This window comes from Flavobacterium sp. Arc2, from assembly GCF_041431385.1.
Taxonomy (GTDB): domain Bacteria; phylum Bacteroidota; class Bacteroidia; order Flavobacteriales; family Flavobacteriaceae; genus Flavobacterium.
In genome coordinates, this window is record NZ_JASMRH010000015.1 from 71,798 (window position 1) to 96,694 (window position 24,897).

Sequence of the window (24,897 nt, forward strand, 5' to 3'; positions counted from 1 at the left end):
CGATTAAGCTACTGCTTTTCTATTTTTTCCACTCTTCATTAAACCGTCATAATGCTTGTTTAACAAGTATGAATTAATTTGTTGAATTGTATCTATGGCAACTCCAACCATAATTATTAATGAGGTACCCCCAAAAAACATTGCCCAAGATTGTTGAACATCCATAAGACTTACAATAATCGCTGGGAACACAGCTATTAGAGCTAGAAATAAAGATCCTGGGAAAGTTATCAAAGACATCACTTTGTCAAGAAAATCGGAAGTTTCTACTCCTGGTCTAATACCTGGAATAAATCCACCACTTCTTTTCAAATCATCTGACATCTTATTAGTAGGAACTGTAATTGCTGTATAAAAGAATGTAAATACAACTATCAAAGTTGCAAAAACAAGATTATACCAAAAACCGAACATATTACTAAAAGCGCCAACAACTGATTGTGATGCATCTGATTTAGACAACCCAGCTACAGCTGCAGGTATGAACATGATAGCCTGAGCAAAGATAATTGGCATAACTCCAGAAGCATTAAGCTTTAATGGAATCCATTGTCTATTACCACCCATCATATCTTGTTCAAAATCACCTGACGTAGTACGACGAGCGTACTGTACTGGTATCTTTCTAATTGCCATAGTTAATAAAACACAGGCAACAATAACTAAAAGCCAAATAATAATTTCGATAACCAATAACATTGGTCCACCGTTGTTATTCGTAACTCTAGTAGTAAATTCCTGTATAAATGCTTGAGGAAATCTAGCAAGTATACCTACCATAATTAAAAGTGAAATACCATTTCCAATTCCTTTATCAGTTATCTTTTCACCTAACCACATGGCAAATATTGTACCTGTAACTAAGATAATCACTGAAGAAAATAAGAATTCAAAAGAATTAAACCCTAATAAAAATGCACTACTAGGTAAAGTTCTATATAGATTATAGATGTAAGTTGGTCCTTGTACTAGTGTAATAACAATAGTCAACCAACGTGTTATCTGATTAATCTTTTTTCTACCACTCTCACCATCATTTTGAAGTTTTTGCAAATAAGGAATCGCAATTCCCATAAGCTGTACAACAATAGAAGCCGAAATGTAAGGCATAATTCCTAAAGCAAAAACTGACGCTTTAGAGAATGCACCACCAGTAAACATGTCTAGGATAGATCCGATACCACTTTTGGTCTGACCTGCTAAACTATTTAATTGTGTTGCATCAATTCCCGGAAGCGTAACATGTGCTCCAAAACGATAAACTAAAAGCAGACCTAATGTAATTAGGATTCTGTTTTTTAGTTCCTCGATTTTCCAAACATTACTTATTGATTCAATAAATTTCTTCATATTAATTGAAAAATTACATTGTTACCGCTTCTCCACCAGCAGCTTCAATAGCAGCTTTTGCAGTAGCAGTAAATTTGTGAGCAGTTACTTTTAATTTTGCTTTCAATTCTCCTCTTCCTAAAATCTTAACGATCTCATTTTTAGTAGCCAAACGATTTGAAACATAAACTGTCATATCGACAGTATCTGTAATCACACCATTGTCAACTAACAATTGAAGTGTATCAAGATTAACACCTTCGTATTCTTTACGATTGATGTTTGTAAAACCAAACTTAGGCACACGTCTTTGAAGTGGCATTTGCCCACCTTCAAAACCAATCTTTTTAGAATAACCTGAACGAGATTTTTGTCCGTTGTGACCTCTTGACGAAGTACCACCTTTTCCAGAACCTTCTCCTCTACCTAGTCTCTTATTTTGACTGTGTGTTGAACCCTCAGCTGGTTGTAAGTTACTTAAATTCATACCAGTATTTGTTATTTAGCTTCTTCTACAGAAACTAAGTGTTTAACTTTGTTTATCATCCCAAGGATTGTAGGGTTTGAATCATGCTCTACAATTTGTCCCATTTTACGTAGACCTAAAGCTTCCAATCCTCTTTTTTGAGTAAGAGGACAGTTGATTTTACTTCTAACTTGTTTTACTAATAATTTAGCCATAATTTCCTTGAATTAACCTTTAAAAACTTTTTCTAAAGAAACTCCTCTTTGTTTTGCAACACTATAGGCGCTTCTCATTTGTAACAACGCATCAAAAGTCGCCTTAACTACGTTGTGAGGGTTTGATGATCCTTGAGATTTCGACAATACATCGTGAATCCCAACTGACTCAAGAACTGAACGAACAGCTCCACCTGCAATAACTCCTGTACCATGAGAGGCAGGAATTAAAAATACACGTGCTCCACCAAATTTACCTTTTTGTTCGTGTGGTACTGATTGTCCATTCAAAGGAATTTTCACTAGATTTTTCTTAGCATCTTCTACCGCTTTCGCAATTGCTTCAGAAACGTCTTTAGATTTTCCTAGTCCATGACCTACAACACCATTTTCATCACCTACAACTACAATAGCAGAAAAACCGAAAGCTCTACCACCCTTTGTAACTTTAGTAACACGATTAACACTCACCAAACGATCTTTTAATTCAAGACCACTTGGTTTTACCAACTCTACATTCTTGTATTTATTAGACATAATATATTAGAATTTAAGTCCAGCCGCTCTCGCGCCTTCTGCTAATGATTTAATACGACCGTGATACAAGTAACCTCCTCTATCGAATGTTACAACTTCTATCCCAGCTTTTAACGCTTTCTCTGCTACAAGTTTTCCAACTGCAATAGCAACATCTACGTTAGTACCTTTTCCTATTTCTTTTTCTCTTGAAGAAGCAGCCAAAATAGTAACTCCGTTTACGTCATCAATAAGTTGAGCATAAATTTCTTTGTTACTTCTAAATACAGATAGTCTTGGATTTGTAGCAGAACCACTAATCGTTTTTCTAATTCTGAATCTAATTCTCTGTCTTCTTTCAGGTTTTGATAATGACATAATCTTATTTTTTAAGCTGATTTACCTGCTTTTCTTCTTAATACTTCACCCACAAATTTAACACCTTTTCCTTTGTACGGCTCAGGCTTACGGAAAGCTCTAATTTTTGCCGCAACTTGACCTAAAAGTTGCTTGTCAAACGATGTAAGTTTAACAATTGGGTTTTTACCTTTTTCAGATATAGTTTCTAAAGTTACTTCAGCAGCAACTTGCAAAACGATATTGTGAGAATATCCAAGAGCTAAATCTAATTTTTGTCCTTGATTAGAAGCTCTATAACCAACTCCTACCAATTCTAATGATTTTGTAAAACCTTCAGTTACACCAATAATCATGTTATTGATTAAAGATCTGTACAAACCGTGTTTTGCTCTTTGGTCTTTGTGATCAGACGATCTGTCTACTTGAACTTGACCGTCTTCAACTGTAACAGTTACGTCCGAAAACTCCTGTGTAAGTTGACCATTTTTTCCTTTTACTGTAATAATACCATCTTTAACTTCTACAGTTACTCCAGCAGGGATTACAATTGGGCTTTTACCTATTCTTGACATCTTATAGTCTATTTATTAGTATACGTAACAAATTACTTCACCACCAACATTCAATTGTTTTGCTTTTTTTCCTGTCATCAATCCTTTTGATGTAGAAACAATAGCAATACCTAATCCGTTAAGGATTCTTGGAATGGTTGAAGAACTTGAATATTTACGTAAACCTGGTTTACTAATTCTTTGGATATCTTTTATTACTGACTCTTTAGTATCTTTATCATACTTCAAAGCAATTTTGATTGAACCCTGAACAGCGTTGTCTTCAAATTTGTAACTTAAGATATAACCTTGATCAAATAAGATCTTAGTTATTTCTTTTTTTAGATTAGATGCAGGGATTTCAACAACTTTGTGGTTTGCAGCCACAGCGTTTCTAACCCTTGTTAAATAATCTGCAATAGGATCTGTATACATATGTATAAATTTGCGGTTATGGTTTTCTTCAGACCTTCTGAAGAACCTTTAACCAATTAAAATTAATTTTCTACCAACTAGCTTTTTTAACCCCTGGTATCAATCCGTTATTTGCCATTTCACGAAATGTAACACGTGAAACACCAAATTGGCGCATATAACCTCTAGGTCTACCTGTAATTTTACATCTGTTGTGCAAACGAACAGGTGAAGCGTTTTTAGGTAATTTCTGCAAACCTACGAAATCTCCAGCTTCTAACAAAGCTTTTCTTTTCTCAGCATACTTAGCTACCGTTTTTTCTCTCTTCACCTCACGGGCTTTCATTGATTCTTTAGCCATATCTTAATTCTTTTTAAAAGGTAATCCTAATTCAGCCAATAATGACTTTGCTTCCTTATCTGTTTTTGCAGTAGTTACAAAAGAGATATCCATACCTGATATTTTGTTTACTTTATCAATGTCAATTTCTGGGAAAATGATTTGCTCTAAAACCCCTAGGTTATAGTTTCCTCTTCCGTCAAAACCTGTAGCTTTTATACCACTGAAATCTCTAACACGTGGTAAAGCAGAAGTAATAAGTCTATCTAAAAACTCGTACATTCTTTCTCCACGTAAAGTAACTTTAGCACCAATTGGCATTCCTTTTCTCAATTTGAAAGATGCAACATCTTTCTTTGAAATTGTAGATATCGCTTTTTGTCCAGTTATCTTTGTTAATTCATCAACTGCATAGTCAATTAATTTTTTATCAGAAACTGCTGCTCCAACTCCACGGCTCAAAACGATTTTTTCCAATTTTGGAACTTGCATTACGTTTGTGTATCCGTACTCCTCTTTAAGAGCAGATATTACTCTGTTCTTATATTCTTCTTTTAGTCTAGGTGTATACTCCATTACTATAGTACTTGATTAGATTTTTTTGAAAATCTTACTTTCTTATCTCCTTCAACTCTAATTCCAACTCTAGTTGTTTCCTTTGTTTTAGGATCAATTAGAGATATATTAGATATTTGAATAGAAGCTTCTTTTTTCACAATACCACCTTGAGGGCTTTTCGCACTTGGTTTCGTATGTTTTGAAACCATGTTTACACCTTCAACAATCGCTTTGTTTTTCTCACGGTCAACACGCAATACTTTACCTTCTGAACCTTTATGGTCTCCAGCAATTACTCTTACAATGTCGCCAGTTTTTATTTTTAGCTTTATCATCTTAAAACGAATTAAAGCACTTCAGGTGCTAATGATACAATTTTCATGAATTGTTTTTCACGAAGTTCTCTTGCTACCGGTCCAAAAACACGAGTTCCTCTCATTTCTCCTGCAGCGTTCAAAAGAACACATGCATTGTCATCGAAACGGATATAAGAACCATCGGCTCTTCTCACTTCTTTTCTGGTACGTACAACTACTGCAGTTGAAACAGCTCCTTTTTTAACGCTTCCGTTAGGAGTTGTATCTTTGATAGAAACTACAATCTTGTCACCAACAGAAGCATACCTTCTTTTGGTACCTCCTAAAACACGGATAGTTAAAACTTCTTTAGCCCCTGTGTTATCTGCTACTTTTAGTCTTGATTCTTGTTGTACCATAATTATTTAGCTCTTTCTAGGATTTCAACTAACCTCCAACATTTAGTTTTACTTAAAGGACGCGTTTCGCTAATCCTTACAGTATCTCCAACGTTACAGTCGTTCGTTTCGTCGTGTGCATGATACTTTTTAGTTTTCAACACGAACTTACCGTATAATGGGTGTTTTACTTTACGCACTTCTGCAACAACAATAGATTTATCCATTTTGTCCGAAGTTACAACACCAACTCTTTCTTTTCTTAAATTTCTTTTTTCTTCCATCTTTCAGCAGATTACAATTGTTGCAATTCTCTTTTAGTTAGCTCTGTAGCTAATCTCGCAATTGTTCTTCTTACACTTCTAATTTGAAGTGGATTCTCAATTGGCGATAAAGCATGAGCCATTTTTAGGTCAGCATATGTTTTCTTAGTCAAACTAAGCTTCTCTTGCAACTCCGCTGCAGAAAGATCTTTTATTTCTGATTGTTTCATAATATAATATAGATTATGCTTCGAAATCTCTAGCAACTACGAATTTAGTTTTAACTGGAAGCTTTTGAGCCGCAAGACGTAACGCCTCTTTTGCAACTGATAAAGGAACTCCTCCAACTTCAAACATAATTCTTCCGGGTTTAACAACGGCAGCCCAATACTCAACTGCACCTTTACCTTTACCCATACGTACCTCAAGAGGTTTCTTAGTAATTGGTTTGTCTGGAAATATTTTGATCCATAATTGCCCCTCTCTTTTCATGAAACGAGTTGCAGCGATACGTGCTGCTTCAATTTGACGTGAAGTTAGAAACATTCCATCTTCATGTACAGATTTAATACCAAACATTCCATTAGAAAGTTCATGCCCTCTTCCAGAGTTCCCCTTCATTTTACCTTTTTGTACCTTACGGTATTTTGTTCTTTTAGGCTGTAACATTTTTCTTTAATTTAAAAATTACTTTCTTTTACGAGCGTCTGGTTTTCCACCTTTATTAAAGTTAGATTTCCCACGAGGAGAATCTCCACCTTTTCCGCCAGATTGTTTCTTGTCCATTCCAGCAAGCGGAGAAAGATCTCTCTTTCCGTAAACTTCACCTTTCATGATCCACACCTTGATACCCATTCTACCATAAGTAGTATGCGCTTCAGCTAATGCATAATCAATATCGGCTCTGAAAGTTGATAAAGGAACTCTTCCCTCTTTGAAACCTTCTGAACGTGCCATCTCTGCACCATTCAAACGACCAGAAATCAAAACTTTGATACCTTCAGCGTTCATACGCATAGAAGCAGCAATAGCCATTTTGATTGCACGTCTGTAAGAAATACGGCTTTCGATTTGACGACAGATGCTTGTAGCAACTAGATACGCGTCAAGTTCAGGTCTTTTGATTTCAAAGATGTTGATTTGAACCTCTTTGTCAGTAATTTTCTTAAGCTCTTCTTTCAACTTGTCTACCTCTTGTCCACCTTTTCCGATAATGATACCAGGTCTAGCAGTAGTGATAGTAACGGTTACAAGTTTTAAAGTTCTCTCGATGATTACTTTTGATACACTAGCTTTTGATAAACGAGCATGGATATACTTTCTGATTTTGTGATCTTCGGCAAGTTTATCACCATAATCATTTCCACCATACCAGTTTGAGTCCCATCCTCTGATGATACCAAGTCTATTTCCAATTGGATTTGTCTTTTGTCCCATCTTGTATTAAATTGCTTGTGTGTTATTAATAGATCCTAATACGATTGTAACGTGATTAGAACGTTTTCTTATTCTGTGTGCACGACCCTGTGGAGCTGGACGAAGTCTTTTCAACATCATTCCACCATCTACTGTAATCGTTTTAACAAATAAACCTGCTTCTTCCATATTAGCATCAGGGTTTTTTGCTTGCCAGTTGGCAATAACAGATAAAACCAATTTTTCTAATTTTCTTGAAGCTTCTTTAGAACTGAATCTTAAGATGTTTAGTGCTCTTTCTACCTTCTGACCTCTTACCAAGTCCGCTACTAAGCGCATTTTTCTAGGTGAAGTAGGGCAGTTATTCAATTTCGCGAAAGCAATAGACTTATTAGCCTCTTTTCTCGCATCTGCTGTTTCTCTTTTACGAACTCCCATTGCTTCTTATTTTTTACCTTTATTTTTTGCTCCAGCATGACCTCTAAAAGATCTAGTTGGTGAAAACTCTCCTAATTTGTGACCTACCATGTTTTCTGTTACGTAAACTGGTACAAATTGACGACCGTTATGAACTGCGATAGTTTGCCCAACAAAGTCTGGAGTAATCATTGAAGCTCTAGACCATGTCTTTACAACTCCTTTATTTCCACCTGCGATGTTTTCTTGAACTTTCTTGTCTAACTTATAATGAACGAAAGGTCCTTTTTTTAATGAACGTGCCATATCTTATTATTTCTTTCTACGTTCTACGATATACTTGTTACTCGGGTTTTTCTTAGAACGAGTTCTATAACCTTTTGCTGGTATTCCATTTCTTGAACGTGGATGTCCACCAGAAGAACGTCCTTCACCACCACCCATTGGGTGATCGACAGGGTTCATTGCAACAGGTCTTGTTCTAGGTCTTCTACCTAACCATCTTGTTCTACCTGCTTTACCAGATACAACTAATTGGTGGTCTGAATTAGAAACAGCTCCAATTGTAGCAGCACAGGTTAACAAGATTAATCTCGTTTCACCTGAAGGCATTTTGATTGTTGCGTATTTCCCGTCTCTTGCCATTAATTGAGCAAATGTTCCAGCAGAACGAGCAATTACTGCTCCTTGACCTGGTCTTAACTCAATACAAGAAATAACAGTTCCTAATGGAATTCTGCTTAACGGCAATGCATTACCAATTTCCGGTTGAGAATCTGGACCAGAAACTAATTTCTGACCGACTTTCAATCCGTTTTGAGCAATAACATAAGTTTTCTCACCATCAGCATAAGCTAACAATGCGATAAATGCAGTACGATTTGGATCATATTCAATTGATTTCACTGTCGCAGGAATCCCTTCCTTTGTTCTTTTGAAATCAATAATACGATATCTCTGCTTGTGACCACCACCCGTATAACGCATGGTCATCTTTCCTTGACTATTTCTACCTCCAGAGTTTTTTATCGGCGCTATCAAAGAGCGTTCCGGCTTATCAGTTGTAATGGCGTCATAACCATTCACAACTCTAAATCGCTGACCTGGGGTAATAGGTTTTAATTTTCTTACTGACATTTTTCTATCTTAGATATTGTTGTAAAAATCAATTGTTTCTCCTTCTTGTACTTGAACAATTGCTTTTTTAATTGCATTAGTCTTTCCACTGATTAAACCACTTTTAGTGTATTTTGTAGTTCTATCCGGTCTTACGTTCATCGTGTTAACACTCAAAATAGTCACACCATAAGCAGCTTCAATAGCTTTCTTAATCTCAACTTTATTTGCTTTTTTGTTAACAACGAATCCGAAGCGGTTTAAAACTTCACTTTCTTTGGTTACTTTTTCCGTTACTATAGGTTTAATTATGATGCTCATATCCTATTATTTACTTAAATTTTCTTCAATTATCTCCAAAGAGCTTTCTAAAAGAACTAGGTTATTAGCGTTAAGAATAGCATAAGTACTTAATTCTAAGCTACTTACTACGCTAGACGCCTTTAAATTGCGTGACGACAAATATACATTTTTATTCGCATCGCCCAACACAAATAGAGATTTTTTATTTTCTAACTCTAAAGCTTTCAAAACATTAATGAAATTTTTAGTGTTTGGTGTTTCAAATTTAAAGTCTTCAAGAACAATAATATTTGCCTCTTTTGCTTTAATTGAGAAAGCAGATTTTCTTGCCAAACGTTTCAAGTTTTTATTCAATTTAAATGAATAACTTCTTGGTCTTGGTCCAAAAACCGTTCCACCACCTTTAAACAATGGATTCTTTGCACTACCCGCACGAGCAGTACCAGTTCCTTTTTGTTTTTTAATCTTACGTGTACTTCCCGCTACTTCAGCTCTTTCTTTTGCTTTGTGCGTTCCTTGTCTTTGATTAGCTAAATACTGCTTAACATCAAGGTATACTGCGTGATTATTTGGTTCAATTGCGAATACTGAATCAGAAAGTTCAACCTTTCTTCCAGTATCTTTTCCGTTGAAATCTAATACTTTTACTTCCATTACTTGTGAATGATTACATAAGAGTTGTTACATCCAGGAACGCATCCTTTTATAACAAGTAGATTCTTTTCAGCAACTACTTTTAAAACTCTAAGGTTTTGAACGTTTACATTTTCTCCTCCCATTCTTCCAGCCATACGCATTCCTTTGAATACTCTAGATGGATAAGAAGAAGCTCCTACAGAACCCGGCGCTCTTAAACGGTTATGTTGACCGTGAGTTGCTTGACCAACACCACCAAAACCGTGACGTTTTACAACCCCTTGAAAACCTTTACCTTTAGATACACCTTGTACATCTACAAATTCTCCTTCTACAAACATAGAAACATCTATAAGATCTCCTAGTTTTTGTTCTGTTGCAAAATTCTGAAATTCAACGACTTTTTTCTTAGCTACAGTTCCCGCTTTTTTAAAGTGACCTAAAGCCGCTTTTGTGGAATGTTTCTCGTTTTTGTCATCGAAACCCAGTTGCAACGCTTCGTACCCGTCAACACCAATGGTTCTGACTTGGGTAACAACACAAGGACCAGCTTCAATTACTGTACAAGGAATATTCTTCCCGTTTTCATCGAAAATACTAGTCATGCCGATTTTTCTACCAATTAACCCAGACATAAATATTAATTATTAATTATTAAATATAAAAATAGAACACATCATTTAAGTGGAACTCATTTTTAAAGTGGTGCAAAAGTATAACTTATTTACACACAATCCAAAAAAAATTTCCACTTAAACAAAGTGCCCTTTTTACTCTTAAGTAAATCCTTAAACTTTGATCTCTACTTCAACTCCACTAGGCAATTCTAATTTCATTAAAGCATCAATAGTTTTAGATGAAGATGAATAAATATCAATCAATCTCTTGTATGACATTACTTCAAATTGTTCTCTCGCTTTTTTGTTAACGTGTGGAGAACGTAGCACTGTAAAAAGTTTTTTGTGAGTTGGTAATGGAATTGGTCCTGTTACTACTGCACCGGTACTCTTAACCGTTTTTACAATCTTCTCAGCAGACTTGTCTACCAACATGTGATCGTAAGATTTTAGTTTTATTCTGATTTTTTGACTCATTTTCTTAAAGATTAAGCGTTTCCTTTTGCTTTTTTAATTACTGCTTCTGAAATATTAGAAGGAGTTTCCGCATAATGTGAAAATTCCATAGTAGATGTTGCTCTACCAGATGATAACGTTCTTAATGTCGTAACATAACCAAACATTTCTGACAACGGCACATCAGCCTTAATAGTTTTAGCACCAGCTCTATCACCCATATCATTAACCTGACCTCTACGACGGTTGATATCACCTACGATATCTCCCATGTTTTCTTCTGGTGTAATAACTTCCATTTTCATGATTGGCTCAAGAATAACAGCACCTGCAGCTTTAGCAACTTCTCTATACCCCATTCTTGCCGCTAACTCAAAAGAGAGTGCATCAGAATCGACAGGGTGAAAAGATCCGTCAGTTAAAGTTACTTTTAAACTATCCACTTGATAACCAGCCAAAGGACCCGTTTTCATAGCTTCTCTAAATCCTTTTTCTACAGAAGGAATATATTCCTTAGGTACGTTACCACCTTTTACAGCGTTAACAAACTGTAAACCTACAGGAACTTTACCATCAACTTCATCAGCTGGCTCAAGTTTAAATACGATATCACCGAATTTACCACGACCTCCTGATTGTTTTTTGTATGTTTCTCTGTGAATTGCAGTTTTTGTAAAAGCTTCTTTATATTCAACTTGAGGCTCACCTTGGTTTACTTCAACTTTGAATTCACGACGCATTCTATCTACTAAGATATCTAAGTGAAGTTCACCCATACCCGAGATAATAGTTTGCCCTGAAGCCTCATCCGTTCTAACAGTAAACGTTGGATCTTCTTCAGCTAATTTAGCCAAAGCCATACCCATTTTATCTACATCAGCTTTAGTTTTAGGCTCAATTGCAATACCAATTACCGGCGCAGGGAATTTCATACTTTCTAGGATAATTGGGTGTTTTTCATCACACAATGTATCTCCAGTTTTAATATCTTTAAACCCTACTGCTGCTCCAATATCACCTGCTTCGATATAATCGATTGGGTTTTGCTTGTTAGCATGCATTTGATATATTCTTGAGATTCTTTCTTTGTTTCCAGAACGAGTGTTCAAAACATAAGAACCTGCATCTAAACGTCCTGAATAAGCACGGAAGAAAGCTAAACGTCCTACGAAAGGATCTGTAGCAATCTTAAATGCTAAAGCAGCGAACGGCTCTTTAACATCTGGCTTACGAATGATTTTAGTTTGATCTTCTTCTAATAATTCAGCATCATCAGGATGAATCCCTTCGATACCTTCTTTATCCATTGGAGATGGTAAGTATTTACAAACTGCGTCCAACATAAATTGAACACCTTTGTTTTTAAAAGAAGAACCAGCAATCATTGGAATGATAGCCATGTCCATTACAGCCGCTCTTAACGCAATGTTGATTTCTTCCTCTGTAATAGAGTTTTCATCTTCCATGAATTTTTCAAGCAAATTCTCATCATAATCAGCTACTGCTTCAATAAGAATTGATCTGTATTCTTTAACTTCTTCAAGCATATCTTCAGGAATAGGCACAATATCATAAGTCGCTCCTAAACCTTCTTCATGCCATACAATAGCTTGATTTTTTACCAAATCCACAACACCTCTGAAATCATTTTCTTCACCAATTGGTAAAGTGATTGCAACTGCGTTTGATTTCAACATATCTCTTACTTGCTGACATACCATCAAAAAGTTAGATCCTTGTCTATCCATTTTATTAACAAAACCAATACGCGGTACACGGTATTGATCTGCTAATCTCCAGTTTGTCTCTGATTGAGGCTCTACACCATCAACAGCACTAAACAAGAAAACTAAACCATCCAACACACGTAATGAACGATTCACCTCTACGGTAAAATCAACGTGTCCTGGAGTATCAATAATATTAAAGTGGTAAGGTAACGTCTCCGGTAACGGCTTTCCTTGTGTAGTTGGAAAATTCCACTCACAAGTTGTAGCAGCAGAAGTAATTGTAATACCTCTTTCTTGCTCTTGAGCCATCCAGTCCATTGTTGCAGCACCATCATGTACTTCACCAATTTTATGTGATTTACCAGTATAAAAAAGAATACGCTCTGTTGTTGTTGTTTTACCAGCATCAATATGAGCAGCAATCCCTATATTTCTTGTGTATTTTAAGTCTCTAGCCATTTCTTATGAATTAAAATCTAAAGTGAGAGAATGCTTTGTTAGCCTCTGCCATTTTGTGAGTATCCATTCTTTTCTTAACAGCTGCTCCTTCTTCTTTAGCCGCAGCTAAACATTCTGAAGCCAACCTTTGAGCCATAGACTTTTCATTTCTTCTTCTTGCATAAAGTATTAACCACTTCATTGCCATAGAAATTTTTCTGTCTGGTCTAATCTGCATTGGAATTTGAAATGTAGCTCCACCTACTCTACGACTACGTACTTCTACGTGAGGCATAACGTTTGCTAAAGCATCTTTCCAAATATCTAATGATGGTTTTTCTGCATCTTGCTTTTTAGCTTCTATAATGTCAATCGCATCATAAAAAACTTTAAAAGCTGTTGATTTCTTACCATCCCACATTAAGTTGTTCACAAAACGTGTTACCAATTGGTCGTTAAACCTTGGATCTGGTAAAAGTGGTCTTTTCTTTGCCGCTCTTTTTCTCATGTCTTTTTTTTAATAAAATACAATACCTATACTATCGCAATAAATCACGACACTACAAATACATTATTTTAAATTACTTTTTTGCTTCTTTTGGGCGTTTTGCTCCGTACTTAGATCTTCTTTGCGTTCTTCCTGCTACTCCTGACGTATCAAGTGCACCACGAACGATGTGATATCTAACTCCTGGTAAATCTTTTACCCTTCCACCCCTAACTAATACTATCGAGTGCTCTTGTAAATTGTGTCCTTCACCAGGGATGTATGCATTTACTTCATTACCATTTGTCAAACGTACACGCGCTACTTTACGCATTGCAGAGTTTGGTTTTTTTGGTGTTGTAGTGTAAACACGCGTACAAACCCCTCTTCTTTGAGGACAAGAATCTAAAGCAACCGATTTACTCTTCTTAGTCATCTGAGTTCTTCCTGTTCTTACTAATTGTTGAATTGTTGGCATAATTAATACTAAAAATTTATTATGTATATTTAATTCCCGCTTTTTACGGGGTTGCAAATGTATAAAATATTTTTCACTCCACAAACGTTAATTGATTAATTTTTACCACAAGTAAACATTTGTTATTTAACCTAATAAAGAATCTCCGTTATCTCTCCCGAAGCAAAAACAACTTCCCGATTTCAAGGCTATTTTTAATATGCTTGCTCGGCGATTTGATTTTTACATCAAACCTTCGTTATTTGCATTACTTTTATAAAAACTTAAATTCAAATTGAAATATTTTTTAATCCTTTTTATTCTTCTCATGGCAAGCCTGAATTGCCATGCTCAAAACTTTGAATTGCAATTAACCGGCAACAGCGTTCTAGAAAACAAAATAATTGACTCCTTAGGCTACATTTCAAAACATAAAAACATAAAATCTTTAAGCACCGAAATCGAACAAACCTCGCAAAAACTATCGAAACTAGGCTATATCCAAAACAAAGTAACGGAGCAGCTTAAGATAAATGACACAACCTATATCGCACGCTTCAACTTAGGCACGCAAACAAAATACATACATATATATGTAGGCAAAATAAAAACCACAGTAAAACTGCTACTGCCCAACATAAAACAAGACACCATCTTCCTAAATTACACCGTGATCGAAATTTTTTTAAATCAGAACACGATCGCTTTAGAAAACAAAGGCTATTCGTTAGCCAAACTTAAACTGACAAACATCCAACGAAAAAAAAACACACTTTTTGCCGAACTTTCATTTGAATCAGAAAATCAAAGGAAACTTAATTCTATTGTAATAAAATACACAAACAAACTACAGAATACCAATTTCCCAGCTAGCTACTTAGCACAAATAAACCGCAAATACAAAAACAAAATATTCAACCAAGACCTGGTAGCTAAAATTCACAATGAATTTAAAACCTACAATTTCATAACCCAAACAAAATACCCAGAAATATTATTCACAAAAGACTCTACCAAAGTTTACCTGTATCTAGAAAACCGGAAATCAAACACTTTTGATGGCTTCATAGGGTTCAGCAATAACGAAAATAAAAAAATAACATTAAATGGCTACCTCGATCTAACATTAGAGAACACCTTGCAAGTAGGCGAACAATTCTCGCTTTATTGGAAAAGTGACGGAAACCAGCAAAGAACATTCAACACATCCCTAGAACTCCCCTACCTTTTTAAAAGTCCGATTGGACTTAAAGCACAATTAAACATTTTCAAACAAGACAGTACCTTTCAAAATACCAAAACCGAAATCGACATCAGTTATTTTATTAATTATAATACCCGTTCCTATATAGGATATCAATCAACTGTATCCAGCGATATACAAAACAGCGACAACACCATCATCACCGATTACAAAAATAAATTTGTAACCGCAAATTTAAACTATTCAAACCGCGACTATACAAGCACTTTGTTTTTCGAAAAATCATCGGTAGCATTAAAAACCGGTTTAGGCAAAAGAGAAACAGACAACCAAACAGAAAACAGCGAAAAAAACAAACAATTCTACATAGAACTCCAGGCTATGCATAATTTCTACTTTAATGCAAAAAATAATATTAACATAAAAACGCAAAACTACTATCTACACAGTTCCGACTATTTAGACAATGAATTGTATCGTTTTGGCGGAGTAAATTCTATCCGAGGATTTACAGAAAACAGTCTGGCAGCAAATTTCATGACTTCCATTATTACAGAATATCGATATATCGCCTCACCGAACCTTTATTTCCATACTATACTGGACTATTGCAGACTAACCACATCTAGTACAACCGACAACAAAACAAATTTACTAGGAATAGGAATAGGAATGGGCGCCAAAACAACTACTGGCCTACTAAAAATATCATTAGCAAATGGCGGAGTAGAAAGTAAAAAAATATATTTATATAACACAATCATTCACATAAGTTACAATGTTAAATTTTAGATGCGTGCATAAAAAAGCTTTTATTTTATTAGGAATGTTAACAAATTATTAAGATTTTTGTGTTGCTAATTCAAAATAATTAAAAATGAAACTAAAGTTCAATGGAATCTTAGTACTACTTGTAGTACTGATGGCGCAACTAACTTTTGCGCAAGAGAGAGTTGTGACAGGAGTCGTTTCTGACAATGCAGGAATGCCTATACCAGGTGTAAGTGTATTAGTTCAAGGAACAAAATCTGGCACACAAACTGATTTTGACGGGAAATACGCTATCAAAGCAGCTCCAAGTCAAATCTTACTTTTTAGCTACATTGGGATGAAAACCCAATCACTAGCAGCTAAATCATCACTTGTTAACGTTACAATGATTGGTACTGCAGTAGAACTTGAAGGAGTAGTAGTAACTGCTTTAGGTATTAAGAGAGAAAAAAAATCATTAGGTTATGCAACTCAGGAAATAAAATCTGATGAGTTAAAATCTGGAACTTCAAGTGGAAACTTCTTAAATGAGCTTTCTGGAAAAGTGGCAGGTGTTAACATCACAAGAAACACAAACTTTGGTGGATCTACTAGTGCGATATCTCGTGGTATCAAATCTATCGGTCAAAGTAATGAGATGCTTATCGTGATTGATGGAATGCCTATCAATAATTCAAACACTTCTATCAACGGTTTAACCGCCCAATCAACTGGTAGAGAAGGATATGATTATGGAAATAATGGTATGGACATCAACCCCGACGATATCGAAAGTGTTAACGTTCTTAAAGGAGCCGCAGCGTCAGCGCTATATGGTTACCTAGCAGGAAATGGAGTATTGATGATTACTACTAAAAAAGGTAGATCTAAAAAAGGATTAGGAATCACTGTTTCATCTGAAGTAGTATCTGGTTCTATTGACAAAAGCACTTTTATTAAATATCAAAAAGAATATGGTGCAGGTTACGGTGAATCTTACGACAGTGATAAAAATGTTTACTTTGATGCTGATGCATCAGCAGGTGATGCTTTCGACCCTACTTTAAACTTATTCCAATGGGATGCATACTCTGCTTACCCTGGAAATGCAAATTATGGTAAAGCAACTCCATGGGTTGGAGCTAAAAATGATCCTACTAGCTTTTTCAAAAACTCGCTTTCGCTTGTAAACAGCGTTTCGTTTGAAGATGCTAACGACAAGAGTAATATGGTTTTTAACTATAGTAATACTAAGCAAACTGGAATTTTACCTAATAGTGATTTGAATAAAAACAACTTTAGTTTAAAATTAAATCATCAATTTACAGATAAATTATCACTTAGCTCTTTTGCTAACTTTTCTAATCAAGCTACAACAGGTAGAAACTTGACTGGATATGGTGATAACTTCGTTACTGGTTTCCGTCAATGGTGGCAAACTAATGCTGACATCAAACAACTTGAGCAAGCATACAACGCCTCAGGAGAACAAAACATCACTTGGAACAGAACTTCAGCTACTGACGGAAGCCCAGCGTTCTGGAATAATCCATATTTTGAACGTTACAAAAACTATCAAAATGATTCTAGAAACCGTTTTGTAGGTTATGCAAATTTAACATACAAAATTAACGATTGGCTTTCTGCAACAGGTAAAATATCTACAGATACTTACTCTGAAATACGTGAAGAAAGAGTTGCTGTTGGTTCAGTAGCAAAAACTTTCGGTATCAATAGATTAGACGAAACTTCAGGTTACCAACGTTATAACGGGAACTTTTCTGAGCAGAATTATGATTTAATTCTTACGTTTAAGAAAGATTTTGGTAAAGATTTCAATTTAACTGCACTTGTAGGAGGAACAGCGAGAAGAAATGTTTTCAATTCTATTACAGCTTCTACTCAAGGTGGGCTAATTGTTCCAGGATTATACGCTCTTGACAACTCACTTTCAACAAGTCCATACGCATATGAAAGGGCTAATAAAAGCGGAGTAAATAGTTACTACGGATCAGCTTCTTTAGGATATAAAGACTTCTTATTCTTAGACGCTACTTCTAGAAGAGACGCATTCTCAAACTTACCAGTAGGAGACAACTATTTATTTAGTAATTCTGTTTCAGGTAGCTGGGTTTTCTCAAGCAACATTGAAACAAATTGGTTATCTTTTGGAAAAGTAAGAGGAGGTTATTCTGAAAGCCCTCTTGGAACACCAGGATTAGCACTAGTTGATACCTATTCAAAATCTGATGCTTTTAACGGACAACAACAGTACTCAGTAAACAGTACCAAAAACAATCCAGACTTACAACCAATTAAGACACAGACTTATGAAATAGGTCTTGAAACACAAATGTTCAAAAGAAGACTTGGATTTGATGTAAGTTTATATAAAAACATTAATGACGGAGAAGCTGTTAGCGTGCCTTACTCAACTTCTACTGGAAACTCTGCTCGTTATTTGAACGCAGCAACTATTGAGAATAAAGGTATCGAACTTCAATTTAATGCGACTCCAGTAAGAACAGCTAATTTTGCTTGGGACATCAATTTAAACTGGTCTAAAAACGAAAACTTAGTAACTAAATTAGCAAACGGAGTAGACAACTTACAAGTTAGCTCATTTCCTGGTACTGTTACATTGAATGCAGAAGTAGGACAACCTTTTGGAGTATTAAAAGGTACAGATTTTACTTACACTGCTGATGGCCAAAAAATTATAAACCCTACTACTGGTAAATATGTTATCAACACTAATACTAATAACATTATTGGTAATGTAAACCCTGACTGGGTTGGAGGTATTCGCAATAAATTAACCTACAAATCATTATCTTTTAGCTTCTTAATAGATATCAAACATGGAGGAGATGTATTCTCTACTGATCAATGGTATGGTGTAGGAGGAGGATTAGGAGTACAAACAGTTGGAAACAACGATCTAGGCAATCCAAAAAGAAATTCTCTTGCTGACGGTGGTGGTGTAATACTACCTGGTGTTTATGCAGACGGAACGCCAAATACAGTAAGATCAGCATATTTTGCTGGAGGAGCTATTACTGAGGCTTACGCTGGAGGAACTGGAGCTAGAAAAGCTTATGTATACGATGCTGGTTTTATTAAATTAAGAGAAGTAAACATTACTTACAACTTCCCAACAGCACTTGTATCAAAACTGAAGTTAAATGATATGAAAGTATCTCTTGTTGGATCAAACTTATGGATCATCCAAAAAAATCTTCCAGATGCTGACCCAGAAAGTGGGGTAGGTTCAAATGCTGGCTCATTAGGACTGTCTATTGGTTCTTTACCAACAACTAGAAACATTGGTTGCAACCTAACAATAAAATTTTAAACTATGAAAAATAAACTGCTTATATTAATACCGGCTATCAGTCTTTTTGTATCGTCATGCAGTGATGACATTACAGGACTGAATACGGACACAAAACGCGCCACAGTAACAGAAGCAAACTTCCTATTTACAAGCGCAGAACATGCAATGATGGATCAAGTAACAAGTACGTCTGTAAATTACAACGTATTTAGATTATTTGCACAACAATGGACAGAAACACTATACCCACAAGAAAGTCAATATGACCTTACCGGTAGAAAAATTCCTGACACGCATTGGACTGTTTATTATCGTGATGTTTTAAGAGATTTTAAAGAAGCAAAAGACTTGTTAATTGCACAGAAAGCAACTTTTACAGGATCAGCTACTGAAGCAAAAGCTTTAAATAATAAAATAGCTATACTTGATATATTAAGCGCTTACTCTTATAGTGTTTTAGTTGACACTTTTGGGGATGTACCTTATACTGAATCTTTGGATATTATTAAATACCCACAACCAAAGTATGATGACGCTCAAACGATATACAAGGATCTTATTGCTAAACTAACAACTGCTTCTAGTTCTTTAGATGTTAGTGCAGGAAGTTTTGGAAGTGCTGATCTAGTATACGGAGGAGATGCTGCAAAATGGAAGAAATTTGCAAATACACTTCGTTTGAGAATGGCGATAAACATGGATGATGTTGATCATGCATATGCGACAACTCAAACTTTGGCAGCTATAGCAGCTGGTGTAATTACTACTACTGCTGATAGCGCTTACCTTAAATACGCATCTGTACAACCTAATACAAACCCACTTTATGTTGATTTAGTAGCAAGTGGACGTAATGACTTTGTACCTGCAGATACATTTGTAAATAAGTTAAATGCACTTAGTGACCCACGAAGAGCTAAATACTTCACTCCATTTCCAGTGGGATCAACGACTTATAAAGGAGGAGTATATGGTGTACTTAATACTTATGCTAACTTTTCTCATCTTACAGAAACTATTAAAACACCTACTTATCCAGGAGTTTTACTTACTAATTCTGAAGTTGAATTCTTATTAGCCGAAGCTGTAGAAAGAGGTATTGCAGTAGGCGGTACAGCTACATCTCATTATAATGCAGCAATTACTGCATCATTACAAGACTGGGGTGTTGCTAGTGCTGATATTGTTACTTACTTAGCAAGAACAGATGTAGCTTATGCAACTGCGACTGGGACATGGAAACAAAAAATAGGTGAGCAATCATGGATTGCTTTGTTTAACAGAGGTTTTGAAGCTTGGACATCTTACAGAAGATTAGACTTCCCAGTATTAAAAGTTCCTACTGTAACCTTCGGTGACATTAAGGAAGTTCCTAAACGCTACTCATATCCTGGAGCAGAGGAAACTATCAATGCTACTAATTTAGAAGCAGCTTCTACTAAACTAGGAGGAAATACTGTAATTAAACACGTATTTTGGGATAAATTATAATTATCATTTAAATATTATTAAAACCATCAGCGAAAGCTGGTGGTTTTTTTTTATATCTTTGCGCCATGGAAAAAGAACATCAAATATTTGGGATTAGAGCAATAATCGAGGCTATTCAAGCAGGTACAACAGTAGATAAAGTCTATATTCAAAAGGAAGCAAGTAGCGAACTAATGAAAGACTTAATGAAAGTGATGAAGCGTGCCAACGTGAACTTCTCCTATGTTCCCGTAGAAAAACTAAACAGATTAACACCTAATAATCACCAAGGTGCTGTAGCAAGCATCTCACCTATTTCCTTTTTTGATCTAGAGACCTTAATTGACACAGTAGTAGAAAATGGAAAAAAGCCTTTATTTCTTATCCTAGATCAAATTTCAGATGCACGTAACTTTGGTGCGATCATCAGAACAGCCGAATGTACAGGAGTAAATGGTATTATAGTACAAAAAGCAGGGTCAGCACCAGTAAATGGTGACACGGTAAAAACATCAGCAGGCGCTGTATTTAATATCCCCATTTGCAAAGTAGAACATATCAAGGACGCAATTTTCCTTCTTCAAGCGAGCGGAATTAAAACTATTGCTGCAACCGAAAAAACCGACACAACCATCTATGATATTTCTTTAAATGAAGGAGTAGCTATAATAATGGGATCAGAAGACCGAGGTGTAAACCCTTCTGTTTTAAAAATTGTAGATGAAAAAGCTAAACTACCTATGTTCGGAACTATTGGTTCCTTAAATGTCTCTGTAGCTTGCGGTGCTTTTTTATATGAGGTAGTACGACAAAGAACCTAAACAAACATATCTTAACTTTCAAAAGAGAATCAGTACTTCGGTATTGATTCTCTTTTTTTTTTTTACAAATCCCATATTATTGCTGCCCCAACGTATAAAATACCTATATTATTACAACAATTATAGATTAAAATGTTATAATTATATATTTACCCCCAATCTCAATACTAATTTTGCCGCCTACTGACTATCAATTTACTCACAACAACAGGAAGAAAAAGAACACAAAAGCCAATTAAATCAAACCTTTGCATGATTTTAACACGAACAACAACATATGTTCAACTAACCTCATAGATATGAAAATATTTAATAACATCCAACTTTAAAAAACATAGTAATGTTAACATTATCTTAAGATATTTGCGGCACTAATTCAAAATATCTTAAAATGAAACCAAAGTTTAATCAAATTTTAATGCTGGTACTAGCATTAATTACGCAAATTACTTTTGCGCAAAACAGGACCGTGAGAGGAACTGTTACCGACAATTCAGGAACGCCACTTCCTGGAGCGAGTGTTATGGTAAAGGGTACGCAAACAGGATCCCAAACAGATTTTGATGGAAAATACTCCATTAAAGCTGCAGCAACCCAAACCTTATCTTTTACTTACGTTGGGACTGAAAAGCAAGAAGTAAAAGCCACTTCAACAATTATCAACATCAAACTTAAGGACATCTCACAAAACTTAGACGAGGTTGTTGTTGTAGCTTATGGTAAAGCTAAAAAATCTTCTTACACGGGATCTGCAACGGCTATTAAAGGAGAAGACCTTGACAACAGAGCTGTTACCAACGTACTTTCAGGAATTGAAGGAGCAGTTTCCGGAGTTCAAATCCAAAGTGGTTCAGGACAGCCAGGCTCACAGCCTGAAGTTAGAATTAGAGGTTTTAGTTCTATTAGTGGCTCAAACACCCCTCTTTATGTGGTTGACGGAGTCCCTTTTGCAGGAGACATCAATAACATTAATGCAGCAGACGTTGCAAGCATGACAATACTAAAAGATGCAGCTTCTACCTCTTTATACGGGTCGAAAGCGGCAAATGGCGTGGTAATGATTACAACAAAAAAAGGAACATCGTCTAAAGACAAATTCAACTTAAACATAAGTACAGGTCTTTCTACAAGATCTATCCCAGAATATGACAGAGTTGATGCTTTTCAGTACTACCCTTTAACCTGGGAAGCTATTAGAAACAGTAGACCAATGAGTACTCCAGCATTATTAGCAACTGCAAATGCTTATGCTTCTAATAGAACTCCTATAGATTTAGTTAACAATCCTTTTAACATACCAAAAGCTAGTTTATTTGATGCAAACGGACAACTAAATCCTGATGCACAACTTTTATATCCAGATGATTTGGACTGGGGAAAACAACTAGAAAGAGCCGGATTAAGAAGAAACATTGATTTCTCTTACCAAGGAAAAACAGAAAGAAGTGATTATTTTGTATCTATTGGAAACTTAAGCGAGGAAGCATCGATTCAAAACTCTGATTTCAAGAGAACGACTGCACGTTTAAATGTAAACACTAAACTAAAAGATTGGTTCAAAACAGGTGCTAATGTAGCAACTACATTTACTAATTCAAACCAAGCGGTTGACGGAGCAGCAAATACTTCATCTTTCAATAATCCATTCCGTACTATTCGTTATATGGGGCCAATCTACCCTGTATTGAGTCATGATTCAACTACTGGAGCAGTAATACTAGACGCAACTGGTAACCCAGTATATTCAGCATTACGTGGATCAGGAGCATCAAACGGAAGAAACGTTGTTTATGAAACTTTAAACAACGAAAACAAAGATAAAAGCTTATCATTTAATGGTCGTACTTACTTAGAAATAAAATTCTTAAAAGACTTTAAATTCACAACTAACTTTGCATTTGATAACGCACATTTCAATAACAATGTATTTTGGAATAAACTTATTGGAGATGGAGCGCCTGATGGGTTTGCATCGCGTACAAACACTATTACAACTGGAGTTACCTGGAATCAATTACTTGACTACACTAAAAGTGTAAACAACAATAATTTCAGCGTTTTAGCAGGTCACGAAAGTTTTGATTACGAGTACAATTATCTTTATGGTTCAAAAAGAATTCAAAATGTACCAAATAACAATGAATTCATCAACTATATTACTGTATCTGATTTAACTTCGTACACAAGAAATTACGCAACAGAATCTTACTTCTCACGTATAGGCTATGATTATGATGAAAAATATATTTTATCAGGTTCTGTACGTAGAGACGGATCGTCAAAATTCGCAGCTGCTAACAAATGGGGTAATTTCTGGTCAGTAGGTGCCGCATGGAACTTAACTAGAGAATCATTTATTGAAAAACAAACTTGGATCAATGAATTAAAATTAAGAGGTTCATTTGGACAAGTGGGTAATGATTCACATATAAGTAATACTGGATTGAGTTACTATATAGGCGCTGCAACGTATTCATTAGGGTATAACAATGCTAATGAAGGGGGAATTATAACAAACGACTCAGGAGCTCCAAATTTACAATGGGAAAAAAACACCCAAAAAGATATCGCAGTTGATTTTGCACTTTTTGGAAATAGATTAAGAGGTTCTGTAGAATACTATAACAGAACAACAGACGGATTGATCTTTAACGTGCCTCTTCCACTTTCTTCTGGATTAGATTCTAAAGTCGAAAACATTGGATCAATGTTTAACCAAGGAATTGAAGTTTCGTTGGATGCAATGGTTGTAAAAACAAAACAATTCTCTTGGAACATAAACATCAATGCATCTACTATTAAAAATGAGATTACTGCGTTGCCACAAAAAGAAATTATAAATGGTACTAAAAAATATGCAGTAGGAAGTTCAATTTATGACTATTGGTTAAGAAGTTATGCGGGTGTAGATCCTGCAGATGGATATGCCTTATATGTAGTTGACCCATTATTAACAACTGCAACTGACACTGATTCAAGAACAGTAAATGGAGTTAATGTAACAATAAATCAAAACAAAGCTTTGTACGAATACCATGGATCTGCTTTACCTGATTTATTTGGTAGTTTCACCAATACTTTTAAAGTAGGAGGTTTCCAAATGGATATTTTAATGACTTACCAATTAGGTGGGAAAATTTATGATTCTAACTATGCTGCATTAATGCATTCAGGTAACAATTACGGATCGGCTTTACATACTGACATTCTAAACAGATGGCAAAAACCAGGTGACATCACTGATGTACCTGTAATGAATATATCTAGAAACACTCAAAACTCTGCGGCTTCTGACCGCTGGTTAGTAGATTCTGATTACTTATCATTAAGACAAGTGTCATTATCTTATAACTTACCATCTAGCATCATTTCAAAATTACAAATTGATGCCATGAAGTTTTACGTGAATGGTGAAAACTTAAAATTATTCTCTAAAAAAGAAGGATTGGATCCACAAGCGAACTTTAATGGAACTACTCAAAATAGATTCTCACCATCTAGAACAATTTCATTAGGAATCAATTTAAACTTTTAAT

Annotated in this window: 30 protein-coding genes; 5 read left to right on the forward strand and 25 right to left on the reverse strand. The window is 35.4% G+C overall.

What is annotated here, in order from left to right; all coding sequences use genetic code 11:
- Positions 1-3 precede the first annotated feature (3 nt).
- The 25 genes from secY to rpsL all read right to left on the reverse strand — a co-directional run bounded on the left by secY (position 4) and on the right by rpsL (position 13,800).
- The gene (secY, locus tag QO182_RS11800; RefSeq protein WP_074724334.1) at positions 4-1,350 is read right to left on the reverse strand and encodes a preprotein translocase subunit SecY; all 1,347 of its coding nucleotides are present in this window, start codon (positions 1,348-1,350) and stop codon (positions 4-6) included.
- A gap of 13 nt (positions 1,351-1,363) precedes the next feature.
- On the reverse strand, positions 1,364-1,816 hold the full coding sequence (rplO, locus tag QO182_RS11805; RefSeq protein ID WP_101137086.1) for a 50S ribosomal protein L15: 453 nt from the start codon (positions 1,814-1,816) through the stop codon (positions 1,364-1,366).
- 11 nt (positions 1,817-1,827) lie between these two features.
- Positions 1,828-2,010 carry a 50S ribosomal protein L30 gene (rpmD, locus tag QO182_RS11810; RefSeq protein ID WP_091203662.1) on the reverse strand — a complete coding sequence of 61 codons (183 nt, stop codon included), beginning with the start codon at positions 2,008-2,010 and terminating at the stop codon, positions 1,828-1,830.
- Positions 2,011-2,022: 12 nt separating this feature from the next.
- The gene (gene rpsE / locus QO182_RS11815; protein WP_091091607.1) at positions 2,023-2,547 is read right to left on the reverse strand and encodes a 30S ribosomal protein S5; all 525 of its coding nucleotides are present in this window, start codon (positions 2,545-2,547) and stop codon (positions 2,023-2,025) included.
- Between the two features lie 6 nt (positions 2,548-2,553).
- Positions 2,554-2,904 carry a 50S ribosomal protein L18 gene (gene rplR / locus QO182_RS11820; RefSeq protein WP_371535346.1) on the reverse strand — a complete coding sequence of 117 codons (351 nt, stop codon included), beginning with the start codon at positions 2,902-2,904 and terminating at the stop codon, positions 2,554-2,556.
- A gap of 11 nt (positions 2,905-2,915) precedes the next feature.
- Positions 2,916-3,458, reverse strand: coding sequence for a 50S ribosomal protein L6 (gene rplF / locus QO182_RS11825; protein WP_371535348.1), 543 nt, complete (start codon positions 3,456-3,458; stop codon positions 2,916-2,918).
- A 15-nt stretch (positions 3,459-3,473) separates the two neighbouring features.
- Positions 3,474-3,872, reverse strand: coding sequence for a 30S ribosomal protein S8 (rpsH, locus tag QO182_RS11830; RefSeq protein ID WP_066081018.1), 399 nt, complete (start codon positions 3,870-3,872; stop codon positions 3,474-3,476).
- 70 nt (positions 3,873-3,942) lie between these two features.
- Complete coding sequence (gene rpsN, locus QO182_RS11835; RefSeq protein ID WP_074724338.1) at positions 3,943-4,212, reverse strand: 30S ribosomal protein S14; 270 nt, start codon at positions 4,210-4,212, stop codon at positions 3,943-3,945.
- Positions 4,213-4,215: 3 nt separating this feature from the next.
- Positions 4,216-4,767 (reverse strand): 50S ribosomal protein L5, encoded by a 552-nt coding sequence (rplE, locus tag QO182_RS11840; RefSeq protein ID WP_074724339.1) that lies wholly within the window; start codon positions 4,765-4,767, stop codon positions 4,216-4,218.
- A gap of 2 nt (positions 4,768-4,769) precedes the next feature.
- The gene (rplX, locus tag QO182_RS11845) at positions 4,770-5,084 is read right to left on the reverse strand and encodes a 50S ribosomal protein L24 (RefSeq protein WP_371535350.1); all 315 of its coding nucleotides are present in this window, start codon (positions 5,082-5,084) and stop codon (positions 4,770-4,772) included.
- 11 nt (positions 5,085-5,095) lie between these two features.
- Positions 5,096-5,464, reverse strand: a complete 369-nt coding sequence (rplN, locus tag QO182_RS11850; RefSeq protein ID WP_007136556.1) for a 50S ribosomal protein L14 — start codon at positions 5,462-5,464, stop codon at positions 5,096-5,098.
- A gap of 2 nt (positions 5,465-5,466) precedes the next feature.
- A complete protein-coding gene (rpsQ, locus tag QO182_RS11855; RefSeq protein WP_091091594.1) occupies positions 5,467-5,727 on the reverse strand; it encodes a 30S ribosomal protein S17 in 261 nt (86 codons plus the stop codon).
- Between the two features lie 11 nt (positions 5,728-5,738).
- Positions 5,739-5,936, reverse strand: a complete 198-nt coding sequence (gene rpmC, locus QO182_RS11860; RefSeq protein WP_371535353.1) for a 50S ribosomal protein L29 — start codon at positions 5,934-5,936, stop codon at positions 5,739-5,741.
- A gap of 13 nt (positions 5,937-5,949) precedes the next feature.
- On the reverse strand, positions 5,950-6,375 hold the full coding sequence (rplP, locus tag QO182_RS11865) for a 50S ribosomal protein L16 (protein ID WP_016989325.1): 426 nt from the start codon (positions 6,373-6,375) through the stop codon (positions 5,950-5,952).
- Positions 6,376-6,393: 18 nt separating this feature from the next.
- Positions 6,394-7,143: a 30S ribosomal protein S3 gene (rpsC, locus tag QO182_RS11870; protein WP_026707012.1), complete on the reverse strand. Its 750-nt coding sequence runs from the start codon at positions 7,141-7,143 to the stop codon at positions 6,394-6,396.
- A gap of 6 nt (positions 7,144-7,149) precedes the next feature.
- The gene (gene rplV, locus QO182_RS11875; protein ID WP_007136561.1) at positions 7,150-7,560 is read right to left on the reverse strand and encodes a 50S ribosomal protein L22; all 411 of its coding nucleotides are present in this window, start codon (positions 7,558-7,560) and stop codon (positions 7,150-7,152) included.
- Between the two features lie 6 nt (positions 7,561-7,566).
- Positions 7,567-7,845: a 30S ribosomal protein S19 gene (gene rpsS / locus QO182_RS11880; RefSeq protein ID WP_007136562.1), complete on the reverse strand. Its 279-nt coding sequence runs from the start codon at positions 7,843-7,845 to the stop codon at positions 7,567-7,569.
- Positions 7,846-7,851: 6 nt separating this feature from the next.
- Entirely contained in the window at positions 7,852-8,676 is an 825-nt protein-coding gene (gene rplB / locus QO182_RS11885) for a 50S ribosomal protein L2 (RefSeq protein WP_091091587.1), read from the reverse strand.
- Positions 8,677-8,685: 9 nt separating this feature from the next.
- Entirely contained in the window at positions 8,686-8,976 is a 291-nt protein-coding gene (gene rplW / locus QO182_RS11890; RefSeq protein WP_007136564.1) for a 50S ribosomal protein L23, read from the reverse strand.
- Between the two features lie 6 nt (positions 8,977-8,982).
- A complete protein-coding gene (rplD, locus tag QO182_RS11895; protein WP_371535361.1) occupies positions 8,983-9,612 on the reverse strand; it encodes a 50S ribosomal protein L4 in 630 nt (209 codons plus the stop codon).
- Positions 9,612-10,229: a 50S ribosomal protein L3 gene (rplC, locus tag QO182_RS11900; RefSeq protein WP_371535363.1), complete on the reverse strand. Its 618-nt coding sequence runs from the start codon at positions 10,227-10,229 to the stop codon at positions 9,612-9,614. Before rplC ends, rplD begins: the two co-directional genes overlap by 1 nt.
- 153 nt (positions 10,230-10,382) lie before the next feature.
- Positions 10,383-10,688, reverse strand: coding sequence for a 30S ribosomal protein S10 (rpsJ, locus tag QO182_RS11905; RefSeq protein WP_011963470.1), 306 nt, complete (start codon positions 10,686-10,688; stop codon positions 10,383-10,385).
- An 11-nt stretch (positions 10,689-10,699) separates the two neighbouring features.
- Complete coding sequence (fusA, locus tag QO182_RS11910; RefSeq protein ID WP_371535365.1) at positions 10,700-12,856, reverse strand: elongation factor G; 2,157 nt, start codon at positions 12,854-12,856, stop codon at positions 10,700-10,702.
- 10 nt (positions 12,857-12,866) lie between these two features.
- On the reverse strand, positions 12,867-13,343 hold the full coding sequence (rpsG, locus tag QO182_RS11915; protein WP_091091578.1) for a 30S ribosomal protein S7: 477 nt from the start codon (positions 13,341-13,343) through the stop codon (positions 12,867-12,869).
- Between the two features lie 73 nt (positions 13,344-13,416).
- The gene (gene rpsL, locus QO182_RS11920; protein WP_022828353.1) at positions 13,417-13,800 is read right to left on the reverse strand and encodes a 30S ribosomal protein S12; all 384 of its coding nucleotides are present in this window, start codon (positions 13,798-13,800) and stop codon (positions 13,417-13,419) included.
- Between the two features lie 274 nt (positions 13,801-14,074).
- Here rpsL and QO182_RS11925 point away from each other — a divergent pair, with 274 nt between their 5' ends.
- The 5 genes from QO182_RS11925 (at position 14,075) to QO182_RS11945 (ending at position 24,896) form a co-directional block, all read left to right on the forward strand.
- Positions 14,075-15,775 carry a hypothetical protein gene (locus tag QO182_RS11925; protein WP_371561804.1) on the forward strand — a complete coding sequence of 567 codons (1,701 nt, stop codon included), beginning with the start codon at positions 14,075-14,077 and terminating at the stop codon, positions 15,773-15,775.
- Between the two features lie 85 nt (positions 15,776-15,860).
- Positions 15,861-19,088 carry a SusC/RagA family TonB-linked outer membrane protein gene (locus QO182_RS11930; RefSeq protein WP_371561806.1) on the forward strand — a complete coding sequence of 1,076 codons (3,228 nt, stop codon included), beginning with the start codon at positions 15,861-15,863 and terminating at the stop codon, positions 19,086-19,088.
- A gap of 3 nt (positions 19,089-19,091) precedes the next feature.
- Entirely contained in the window at positions 19,092-20,561 is a 1,470-nt protein-coding gene (locus QO182_RS11935; RefSeq protein ID WP_371535374.1) for a SusD/RagB family nutrient-binding outer membrane lipoprotein, read from the forward strand.
- 65 nt (positions 20,562-20,626) lie between these two features.
- Positions 20,627-21,361 carry a 23S rRNA (guanosine(2251)-2'-O)-methyltransferase RlmB gene (gene rlmB, locus QO182_RS11940; protein WP_371535376.1) on the forward strand — a complete coding sequence of 245 codons (735 nt, stop codon included), beginning with the start codon at positions 20,627-20,629 and terminating at the stop codon, positions 21,359-21,361.
- Between the two features lie 391 nt (positions 21,362-21,752).
- Positions 21,753-24,896, forward strand: coding sequence for a SusC/RagA family TonB-linked outer membrane protein (locus QO182_RS11945; protein ID WP_371561807.1), 3,144 nt, complete (start codon positions 21,753-21,755; stop codon positions 24,894-24,896).
- The last annotated feature ends 1 nt before the right edge of the window (position 24,897 follow it).

Coding starts and splice junctions, on each gene's coding strand:
- rpsE (WP_091091607.1), bottom strand. CDS start 2,547: ATGTCTAATAAATACAAGAATGTAGAGTTGGTAAAACCAAGTGGTCTT.
- rplE (WP_074724339.1), bottom strand. CDS start 4,767: ATGGAGTATACACCTAGACTAAAAGAAGAATATAAGAACAGAGTAATA.
- rplV (WP_007136561.1), bottom strand. CDS start 7,560: ATGGGAGTTCGTAAAAGAGAAACAGCAGATGCGAGAAAAGAGGCTAAT.
- rplF (WP_371535348.1), bottom strand. CDS start 3,458: ATGTCAAGAATAGGTAAAAGCCCAATTGTAATCCCTGCTGGAGTAACT.
- QO182_RS11945 (WP_371561807.1), top strand. CDS start 21,753: ATGAAACCAAAGTTTAATCAAATTTTAATGCTGGTACTAGCATTAATT.
- rplW (WP_007136564.1), bottom strand. CDS start 8,976: ATGAGCATCATAATTAAACCTATAGTAACGGAAAAAGTAACCAAAGAA.
- rplX (WP_371535350.1), bottom strand. CDS start 5,084: ATGATAAAGCTAAAAATAAAAACTGGCGACATTGTAAGAGTAATTGCT.
- rplR (WP_371535346.1), bottom strand. CDS start 2,904: ATGTCATTATCAAAACCTGAAAGAAGACAGAGAATTAGATTCAGAATT.
- rpsL (WP_022828353.1), bottom strand. CDS start 13,800: ATGCCAACAATTCAACAATTAGTAAGAACAGGAAGAACTCAGATGACT.
- rpsJ (WP_011963470.1), bottom strand. CDS start 10,688: ATGAGTCAAAAAATCAGAATAAAACTAAAATCTTACGATCACATGTTG.
- QO182_RS11930 (WP_371561806.1), top strand. CDS start 15,861: ATGAAACTAAAGTTCAATGGAATCTTAGTACTACTTGTAGTACTGATG.
- rplO (WP_101137086.1), bottom strand. CDS start 1,816: ATGAATTTAAGTAACTTACAACCAGCTGAGGGTTCAACACACAGTCAA.
- rpsG (WP_091091578.1), bottom strand. CDS start 13,343: ATGAGAAAAAGAGCGGCAAAGAAAAGACCACTTTTACCAGATCCAAGG.
- secY (WP_074724334.1), bottom strand. CDS start 1,350: ATGAAGAAATTTATTGAATCAATAAGTAATGTTTGGAAAATCGAGGAA.
- rpmC (WP_371535353.1), bottom strand. CDS start 5,936: ATGAAACAATCAGAAATAAAAGATCTTTCTGCAGCGGAGTTGCAAGAG.
- fusA (WP_371535365.1), bottom strand. CDS start 12,856: ATGGCTAGAGACTTAAAATACACAAGAAATATAGGGATTGCTGCTCAT.
- rplC (WP_371535363.1), bottom strand. CDS start 10,229: ATGTCTGGGTTAATTGGTAGAAAAATCGGCATGACTAGTATTTTCGAT.
- rpsS (WP_007136562.1), bottom strand. CDS start 7,845: ATGGCACGTTCATTAAAAAAAGGACCTTTCGTTCATTATAAGTTAGAC.
- rplP (WP_016989325.1), bottom strand. CDS start 6,375: ATGTTACAGCCTAAAAGAACAAAATACCGTAAGGTACAAAAAGGTAAA.
- rpsN (WP_074724338.1), bottom strand. CDS start 4,212: ATGGCTAAAGAATCAATGAAAGCCCGTGAGGTGAAGAGAGAAAAAACG.
- QO182_RS11935 (WP_371535374.1), top strand. CDS start 19,092: ATGAAAAATAAACTGCTTATATTAATACCGGCTATCAGTCTTTTTGTA.
- rpsQ (WP_091091594.1), bottom strand. CDS start 5,727: ATGGAAGAAAAAAGAAATTTAAGAAAAGAAAGAGTTGGTGTTGTAACT.
- rplD (WP_371535361.1), bottom strand. CDS start 9,612: ATGGAAGTAAAAGTATTAGATTTCAACGGAAAAGATACTGGAAGAAAG.
- rpsC (WP_026707012.1), bottom strand. CDS start 7,143: ATGGGACAAAAGACAAATCCAATTGGAAATAGACTTGGTATCATCAGA.
- rplB (WP_091091587.1), bottom strand. CDS start 8,676: ATGTCAGTAAGAAAATTAAAACCTATTACCCCAGGTCAGCGATTTAGA.
- rplN (WP_007136556.1), bottom strand. CDS start 5,464: ATGGTACAACAAGAATCAAGACTAAAAGTAGCAGATAACACAGGGGCT.
- rpsH (WP_066081018.1), bottom strand. CDS start 3,872: ATGTATACAGATCCTATTGCAGATTATTTAACAAGGGTTAGAAACGCT.
- rpmD (WP_091203662.1), bottom strand. CDS start 2,010: ATGGCTAAATTATTAGTAAAACAAGTTAGAAGTAAAATCAACTGTCCT.
- rlmB (WP_371535376.1), top strand. CDS start 20,627: ATGGAAAAAGAACATCAAATATTTGGGATTAGAGCAATAATCGAGGCT.